Consider the following 1,556-nt stretch of genomic DNA (forward strand, 5'->3'; position numbering starts at 1 on the left):
AAGTAATTTTTTGGTTTGGCAAGCATCGTATTTGCTAGCCACTTCATTCGCTAACGCTCATTTCGTTCTGCAAATACACTTGTTGGGGGTAAACCCCCAATCCCCCTTTTTTGCTAACGCAAAAAGCTAGCCATAGTGGCTAGCTAATTCAAAATTAATTATCATGTTTATGTCTATTGGATCTAACTAAAACATTAATAGTAAATGTATTATCACAAGCAACTTTAAATAGGTTATAATCCATTTCTTCTAAAAGACTTAATAAATCTATATATTCTGTTACGTTTTCACTAATAATAATCTTCTTTATCCTTGAAATAGCTTCATACTTTTCTTCTCTAGTAAGAGCAATATAGTTAGAAATATCAAAGCCATTATAGATTTTTATATCTTTTTCATCATACTGATACTTTTCAGGATTATCCATATGCGTGAAATACCTATACGCTCCACGAACACTTTCAAGTTTAACTGGTTGTGGTGCATTTACCTTCTCAGCAATTTTTGATGCTGCATTTTGAGTAACAGGTCCATCCCAAATTAGTATGACATGCCAATGCTCTTTCTTAATTTCTCCATCAGGATTAACATCTTTATCATGCAAAGGAGATATTGCGAATTGTAAATAAGTTTCTTCAAGTAATTCTGTCCAATTTTCAGGGGCAGATTGTGGATATACAACCATTCCCCACGTTCTTGCTTTAATATATTTTGCCATGGTAAAATAACAGTGTTGAATAAAGATTTTAGAGAACTTAGCTATTTGGGAGCTAGGTTCTTTTTTTATTTTCCACTGTCTCTATCCCCCTTTTTACCTTTTTCAATATAGTAATTATTAATTAACATAGATATCGCTTGAGATTTACTCAATCCCATCTCTTCTGATATATCTTTCAGCCTTTCAATCGTTACAGGTGTTAATGTTATTCCAACTTTTTCTCGAGCCATTATAACCCCTCCTTTTTAAATCCTTATTCTGTATTATATAGTATATTATCCATAAAAGTCTAGAGTTTTCATGAATACTTTTGTTAAGTTTTGTGTCTAAAATTGTCAAAAACCCCATAATATCAAGGCTTAAGTCGATTTTTTCACATTGCACATTGCACCCATTGGGGGGGTCGTAGTACCCCCCAATGTCTCTCCTCAAAACAAAAATTCAAAACCAAGCAATCAAAAAAGTGATTGCTAAAATTTCAAAATCAAACCCCACCAAAAAATTACTTGTAATAGAAATTCCTTTTGACTTCACGATATCGAAATCAATGATTTGGATTGGTTGTTAACTTGGAATTAATCCAAGTTAAAACCAGCACCAATCGCCACTGAAGTGGCTATCATTATTTCTTTGTTCGTCAAAAGTTTTTCTCCTATCACAAGTAATTTTTTGGTTTGGCAAGCATCGTATTTGCTAGCCACTTCATTCGCTAACGCTCATTTCGTTCTGCAAATACACTTGTTGGGGGTAAACCCCCAATCCCCCTTTTTTGCTAACGCAAAAAGCTAGCCATAGTGGCTAGCTAATTCAAAATTAATTATCATGTTTATGTCTATTG

Annotated in this window: 4 protein-coding genes; 1 reads left to right on the top strand and 3 read right to left on the bottom strand. The window is 33.4% G+C overall.

The window, feature by feature from the left end; genetic code table 11:
* Positions 1–154: 154 nt before the first annotated feature.
* Positions 155–718: a replication protein gene (locus tag KA833_RS10640; RefSeq protein ID WP_049388228.1), complete on the bottom strand. Its 564-nt coding sequence runs from the start codon at positions 716–718 to the stop codon at positions 155–157.
* 65 nt (positions 719–783) lie between these two features.
* Positions 784–948 (bottom strand): ribbon-helix-helix domain-containing protein, encoded by a 165-nt coding sequence (locus tag KA833_RS10645; protein WP_002503080.1) that lies wholly within the window; start codon positions 946–948, stop codon positions 784–786.
* A 188-nt stretch (positions 949–1,136) separates the two neighbouring features.
* On the opposite strand from KA833_RS10645, the gene KA833_RS10650 reads away from it, so the two are divergent.
* Positions 1,137–1,286, top strand: a complete 150-nt coding sequence (locus KA833_RS10650) for a hypothetical protein (protein WP_210139562.1) — start codon at positions 1,137–1,139, stop codon at positions 1,284–1,286.
* Positions 1,287–1,293: 7 nt separating this feature from the next.
* Here the strand turns inward: KA833_RS10650 and KA833_RS14020 are convergent, their stop codons facing one another.
* A complete protein-coding gene (locus KA833_RS14020; protein ID WP_267237948.1) occupies positions 1,294–1,419 on the bottom strand; it encodes a hypothetical protein in 126 nt (41 codons plus the stop codon).
* Positions 1,420–1,556 lie beyond the last annotated feature (137 nt).

The sequence above is a fragment of the Staphylococcus sp. GDY8P67P genome, from assembly GCF_017892545.1.
Taxonomy (GTDB): domain Bacteria; phylum Bacillota; class Bacilli; order Staphylococcales; family Staphylococcaceae; genus Staphylococcus; species Staphylococcus ureilyticus.

Coding starts and splice junctions, on each gene's coding strand:
- KA833_RS10650 (WP_210139562.1), top strand. CDS start 1,137: ATGTCTCTCCTCAAAACAAAAATTCAAAACCAAGCAATCAAAAAAGTG.
- KA833_RS10645 (WP_002503080.1), bottom strand. CDS start 948: ATGGCTCGAGAAAAAGTTGGAATAACATTAACACCTGTAACGATTGAA.
- KA833_RS10640 (WP_049388228.1), bottom strand. CDS start 718: ATGGCAAAATATATTAAAGCAAGAACGTGGGGAATGGTTGTATATCCA.